Origin of the sequence: Brachyspira catarrhinii (genome assembly GCF_005518285.1) — a bacterium.
In the GTDB taxonomy this organism is placed as follows: domain Bacteria; phylum Spirochaetota; class Brachyspiria; order Brachyspirales; family Brachyspiraceae; genus Brachyspira; species Brachyspira catarrhinii.
On record NZ_SJDU01000155.1, the window covers coordinates 1 to 5222 of the forward strand.

The window sequence follows — 5222 nt, forward strand, 5'->3', positions numbered from 1 at the left end:
GATTTACTTCGGACGATAAATTGATGCGAGCTTATGCAGCCCGAGACGCATTTTTGGTAGGACAAAAAATGATGCTTTCGAGAGAACGACAAGAAGGCATAAAAGAAGGAATTGAAAAAGGGAAACTTGAAGGCATAAAAGATGAAAAATATTCAATCGCAAAAACTCTAAAACAAATGAATATGGATGATGCCTCTATAAGTAAAGCTACGGGATTAAGCATTGAAGAAATTCGCAAACTATAAAAAAGCATATAAAAACTTTTATTTATGTATAATTATTATAAATAAAATCAATTAAAAATCTGGCGGGAATTTCTTTACTCTGTTTATAAATAAAAATTCTATCAAACTTCGCGTGCGAGTGAGTAGAAAATAAGACCATAATTCTATCGAACTTTGCCCAGTCGTGCGATTTTTAATTTCCTCTTCGGAGATTTTTACGACTTTAGTTATATTGGAACTTAAATTAATTTTCATTTCCGCTTGATAATATCCGTCAATTAAAGAAAATTTCGGAAGCATATCATGGACAATACAATTTCTAATATTTTGAAGAGTTTTCGCCAAATTATATTCGTTGTGAGGAAGCATTTTATAATAGCCAACTATTGAAATTAAAATTCCTATATTGCATTGAGCCAAATCCTCGACATTAGTAATTTTTTCGTAAGAAGGTTTTCCGTTTTTAGATTTCTTTACCGATATAAAACCGTCTTCGTTTATTTTCTCTTCCAAAAGAATCATAAGAGATTGCTCAAACATACTGCCAGCAAGAGTGCAACTCGCTTCAAAATAACCCAAATAATAATTTTGATGAACTTGATAAAGAAGTTTTATCATATGAGCCATTCTGTCGGTATTTATTTGTCCGACATGCATTCTCTTATATTGCAACGCTTTTCTTCTGCATTCCGCTTTTTCTAAAAATTCATCGTTATATCTTTCTTTTAATGTTAGTTTAGGTTGTTTTGTATTATTAGTATTTTCCATAAAAAATTTTCCAAATAAAAATATTGATTTGTATTTTATAATAATTGCCAAATTTGACAAGATTTATAAAATATAAATTCGATTGATAAAATTAAGTTTTAAAATTATTTTGACAAATTATTATTTTTTAGTATATTAATTATAATCAATTTTATAGTTTTAATAGGATTAAAAAATGAAAATTGCGATTATTGGAGACTTGCATGGCAAAAACTGTTATAAAAGATTGCTTAAAGATAAAATCGACTCGTTCGACAAAATTGTCTTCATGGGAGATTATAGCGATGACAGTTGGATTACATTTACCGACAAAGAAATCGTAGACAACTTAAAAGAAGTAATTGAATTTAAGAAAAAATATCAAAACAAAGTCGAGCTACTAATTGGAAACCATGACTTTCAATATATAGTCGGCTACCCAACGGCAAGCAGATACCGAGAAACTTACGCGAAAGAAATGCATCAAATATTTAACGAAAACGAAAAATTATTCAAAATGATATTTGTAGCGAACGATTATATTTTTACTCATGCTGGAATAACTAACGGATGGATTGATTATATAAAGAAAAAAAATACAATATAGAAAAAATTTCGATAAATAATATCGAAAAAGAAATTAATAAAGTTTACGCGGCGGATAAAGAAGATTGCAATATCGTTTCTTTTAGAAGAGGAGGCTTAAATAAATTTGCGGGACCTCTATGGGCTGATACGGAAGATTTGCTCGAAGACGCATGGGTTGGTTATAATCAAGTAGTCGGGCATAATAGAGTTAAACCTCGCTCGGTAATAAAGAAAGGAAATTATAATATTTTTTATCCGACCATTTTGACACTAATCGGGATGTTTTGCTTACGATGAATATATAAAAAAGTATATAAAATTATTTAATCAAACTTGAAAAATCGAGCATATTCTTAAATATTTTATCGACTAAAGAAAGCAAAGCGATTCTATTATTTTTAAGTTTTTCATCGTCCGCCATAACCATAATCTCTTTAAAGAAATTATCCAATGGCTCGTATAAACTCGAAAGCGTGGAAAAAGTTTTTTCGTATTCTTTATTTTCTATAAGCTTTTTTATTTGAATTTCTTTTTCTTTATAGATTTTATATAATTCCCTTTCCGCTTTCTCTTCCAAAATCGATTCTTCAAAAATCAAAGTATGAGAGGATTTTATTATATTTTTCACTCTCTTAAATACGAGCAAAAGATTTGCAAATAATTCTTCGTTTTTCTTTCTAAACTCGTCAATCGCTGCAATTTTCAAATAAGCGTCATAAATATCGTCAATTTCCGTAGATAGAACTCCAGAAATCGAATCTTTAGAAAAATGCAAATCGTTTTCAAAGCGCGATTTAAAAAATTCGAATATATCATTAACCAAATTTTCGCTTTTATTATTCTTCGATTCTTTCGGCATCGAGTTAATCGCCTCTCCAATCAACTTTTTCAAACTTATATGTTTTTTGGATTTCACTAAAATATTTATTATTCCGAGAGCCTGCCTTCTCAAAGCGTTAGGGTCCTGAGAGCCTGTCGGAATATCGCCCACATAAAAACCAGCGACTATATTGTCCATTTTATCCAAAATCGCAATCGCGCGCCCAGTATCGTTTGAAGGAATATCGTCCGTTGCAAATAAAGGTTTATATTGTTCTTTAATTGCAATAGATATATTTTCGTCAAGTCCCATTTCTTTTGCAAAATAAGAACCCATTATTCCTTGAAGTTCTGGAAATTGATAAACCATATTGCTTACCAAATCGGCTTTCATATATTTTATAGCTTTCAAAATATTGTCTTTATCTTCGTTATAATTTAAATCTACTATCAAACTTATGGCGTTTCTTTCAAGCCTTTTCACTTTATCCTCAACGCTTCCGAGTTCTTTTCTAAACATAAGCATAGAAAGTCTGCCGTTCATTTCGTCCATACCTTTTTTAATATCTTCTTGATACAAAAATCTTCCATCCGAAAGTCGCGCCGTCAAAACTCTAATATTTCCCGCAATTATTTGTGGGGTTTTCGGTTGATTTGCCGTTATGACGAATATATTAGTCAAATCTCCATTTTTTTTCATTAATGGAAAATATTTTTGATGCTCTATCATTTCGCTAGTTAAAACTTCTTTAGGAACTTCCAAAAATTTAGAATCGAATTCTGCCGTTAATAAATAAGGCTCTTCAACCAAATCGACAACAATCTCCGAAACTTTCTTTTTTGAAACCGCTTCAAAATTATTTTCTTTTTCTATTTTTTCAAGTTGATTAATTATATTTTCAAGTCTTTTTTCTCTCGAAACTATTACATGTTTTTTAAGTAAAATTTCTTCGTAATCTTTTGGATTATTTATTTCCGCAAATTCGGGCGACAATAATCTATGTCCCGTGATTTTATTATTAGTTTCAATTCCCGCAACCGAAGTTTTTATGATTTCGTTTCCAAATAAAGCGACTACATTTCTTATAGGACGAACGAAAGCAAAATCTTTATCTCCCCATCTCATTTTCTTTTTGAAATCTATACTTGCGATTATATTTTCCAAATTTTCTTCAAATAATTTTTTTGTTTCTATTCCTTTTTTTTCTTTTTTTACATAAATATATTTTTTGCCGTTTAATTCTTTCAAATAAGGTTTGTCGAAAGATTCTTTTTCCGTTATATCGTTTATATTTTTAATTTCAATATTATTCGCTTTCAAAAATCCTTCTCCAGCTTTTGTTAATGCTCCGTCTTTAATTGCGCTTTCAAATAAAGGACCTTTCGATTCTATAATGTCGTCTTTCGATTTCTCGTCCGCTTCTTCGACTAAAATTGACAATCTTCTTGGAGTGGTAAAAGAAATTATCGATTTAAAATTAAGCCCGTTATTTTTCAATATGTCTTCGATAATTTTCTTAAAACTCAAACTTGCAGGATAAGCGAAGTCCGCTGGTATTTCCTCGACTAAAATCTCAATTAATAAATCTTTCATTTTTATTCCTTTTATCTTGTTTTTATTATAAATATCGTTAAAATAATTAATAGATATTGTATTATTATAATTTAAAAAATTCAATATATATGATTTTCAAATATATAAAATAAACTATGCAAATATAATAATATCATAATATACATTAAAAGAAAAATAAAATTTCACGCTTTCGTATAAATTTCTTAAAATTATATTATATAAAAGTAAACCGAACCACTCCTATCGGAATAAATTCGGTTTAACTATTAAAAATCTTATTAACTTAAATCATATTATCTTCAGTTTATAATTTTATTTTTTTAATACTTAATTAAATTTAATCTACCCAATCTCCTTTACCTTCCATTAGCCCCTCTATTGTGTATTCTATGTCATCAAATTCAAGCAAACTTATTTGTTTCAAAATGAACCTAAATTTAAGGATAAGCTTTCCGTTTACTTTTTCAGTTTTACCACTACCCTAGGAGTATAGGTTTCAGTTTGATGAGAAACCCAATTTATACCATCAAAATAATTTTTAAAATATTCTGAATTACCCGCAAATTTAGTTGAAATTGCATTTTTAAAACCACTAATACTTATATCGCCACCACTACTTTCACCGTTAGGATTACTATCTGGTATAGAATATGTTAAACCATCGGCACTCATACTCCCTAATTTAAAATTAAACGTATGATAATTCTCATCGTATTGCATTTGAGCGCCAAGATTACTACTATTAAAAATCTCTTTTGTGGATAGTATTAAAACTTTTCCGATTTCAATTTCCACTTCTTGCGTTGTAGTCGTCAAACTTAGATTTTCAGATGTTGGAGTTAATGAAAAAGTCGCTTTCACTTTTTTGGTTTCAATTCCGCTCCAACTTACTTTAGCTAATGTCGTTGCATCGTATTTACTTGCGTCCGCTGTGTCTTTCTTAAAAGTCAAAGTCGTTCCCGTGTAGTCGAAATCGTCAACCGCTAAAGTTGTATTTGCCGAAGCGTCTACATCCGCAATAGCCGTCAATGTTCCCGTAGCGTTTTTGAATTTAATCGTTGAGGTAGTTTTTACTGTATCTCCCGCGCCTGCCACAATTATTAATTTTGTCGAAGTTGTCGATAAAGCTCCGTCCACTAAATCTTTGTCGGGGTCGGTGCTTCCGCTATCGCCCGTATCCGTTTGACCATCGCCACTACCACCATCAGGCATTCCGTTATCAGGCGGAATATTGTTCGGGTCGCTGACATTGTTCTTACACTGACAGC

General features: G+C 30.5%; 4 protein-coding genes and 1 pseudogene. 2 read left to right on the forward strand and 3 right to left on the reverse strand.

Annotated features, from left to right (window positions below):
• Window positions 1-245 (forward strand): annotated as a pseudogene (locus EZH24_RS14040) (Rpn family recombination-promoting nuclease/putative transposase); the annotation flags it as partial.
• A gap of 51 nt (window positions 246-296) precedes the next feature.
• Here EZH24_RS14040 and EZH24_RS06875 read toward each other — a convergent pair.
• Complete coding sequence (locus tag EZH24_RS06875) at window positions 297-992, reverse strand: hypothetical protein (RefSeq protein WP_137998390.1); 696 nt, start codon at window positions 990-992, stop codon at window positions 297-299.
• A 175-nt stretch (window positions 993-1167) separates the two neighbouring features.
• On the opposite strand from EZH24_RS06875, the gene EZH24_RS15075 reads away from it, so the two are divergent.
• Window positions 1168-1578, forward strand: a complete 411-nt coding sequence (locus tag EZH24_RS15075) for a metallophosphoesterase (protein ID WP_236847101.1) — start codon at window positions 1168-1170, stop codon at window positions 1576-1578.
• Between the two features lie 300 nt (window positions 1579-1878).
• On the opposite strand, the gene glyS is transcribed toward EZH24_RS15075, so the two are convergent.
• Both glyS and EZH24_RS14045 read right to left on the reverse strand, forming a co-directional pair.
• A complete protein-coding gene (gene glyS, locus EZH24_RS06885; protein WP_137998391.1) occupies window positions 1879-3972 on the reverse strand; it encodes a glycine--tRNA ligase subunit beta in 2094 nt (697 codons plus the stop codon).
• A gap of 438 nt (window positions 3973-4410) precedes the next feature.
• The coding region (locus tag EZH24_RS14045; protein WP_161976110.1) for a hypothetical protein at window positions 4411-5222 on the reverse strand (812 nt) is incomplete at its 5' end.

Coding starts and splice junctions, on each gene's coding strand:
- EZH24_RS06875 (WP_137998390.1), bottom strand. CDS start 992: ATGGAAAATACTAATAATACAAAACAACCTAAACTAACATTAAAAGAA.
- EZH24_RS15075 (WP_236847101.1), top strand. CDS start 1,168: ATGAAAATTGCGATTATTGGAGACTTGCATGGCAAAAACTGTTATAAA.
- glyS (WP_137998391.1), bottom strand. CDS start 3,972: ATGAAAGATTTATTAATTGAGATTTTAGTCGAGGAAATACCAGCGGAC.